This window comes from Micrococcus sp. HSID17227 (genome assembly GCF_003989405.1).
GTDB lineage: Bacteria > Actinomycetota > Actinomycetes > Actinomycetales > Micrococcaceae > Micrococcus > Micrococcus luteus.
Genome location: NZ_RBLN01000484.1, coordinates 1 through 949 on the forward strand (window position 1 = coordinate 1; position 949 = coordinate 949).

1 protein-coding gene is annotated in these 949 nt (G+C 71.0%); it reads left to right on the forward strand.

What is annotated here, in order from left to right; genetic code table 11:
• Positions 1 to 949 (forward strand): MFS transporter (locus D8M29_RS12810; protein WP_127446055.1); only part of this gene is annotated, 949 nt, incomplete at both ends.

Below are 949 nucleotides of genomic sequence, written 5' to 3' on the forward strand. Positions count from 1 at the left end.
GTCGTGGCGGTGCTCGTGATGCCCGTCGTGGGTGCGGCGGCGGACCGCACGGGCCGGAAGAAGCCCCTGCTCGCGGCGGCCGCCTACACGGGCGCGACGGCGACGGCCTGCATGTTCTTCCTGGACGGCGACCGCTACCTCCTGGGCGCCTTCCTGCTGATCGTGGCGAACGCGTCGATCTCCGTGTCGATGGCCCTGTACAACGCGTATCTGCCCCAGATCGCCACCCCGGAGGAGCGCGACGCGGTCTCCTCGCGCGGCTGGGCGTTCGGGTACACCTCGGGGGCGTTCGTCCTCATCCTGAAGCGGGTCCTCTACACGGGCCACGACTCCGTCGGGCTGTCGGAGTCCGACGCGGTACGGATCTGCATCGCCTCGGCCGGCGTGTGGTGGGGGGCCTTCGCCCTGGTACCGCTGCGGCGGCTGCGCGACCGGCGGGTCGAGGCGGGCGGCGACGGAGCGGTCGGCTCCGGATGGCGGCAGCTGCGGGCGACGCTGCGCGACATGCGCCGCCATCCGCTCACGCTGTCCTTCCTGCTCGCCTATCTGGTCTACAACGACGGCATCCAGACGGTGATCTCGCAGGCCTCCCTGTACGGCTCCGAGGAGCTCGGCCTCGATCAGACGACCTTGATCACCGCGGTGCTGCTCGTGCAGGTGCTGGCGGTGGCCGGGGCCCTGGGCATGGGACGACTCGCCCGGGTGTACGGAGCGAAGCGCACGATTCTCGCGTCGCTGGCGGTCTGGACCCTGATCCTCGCCGCGGCCTATGTCCTGCCCTCCGACGCGCCGGTGTTCTTCTACGTCCTGGCGGCCGCGATCGGGCTCGTGATGGGCGGCAGCCAGGCTCTGTCGCGGTCGCTGTTCTCGCACCTGATCCCCCGCGGGAAGGAGGCGGAGTACTTCTCCGCCTACGAGATGAGCGACCGGGGGCTCAGCTGGCTGGGGC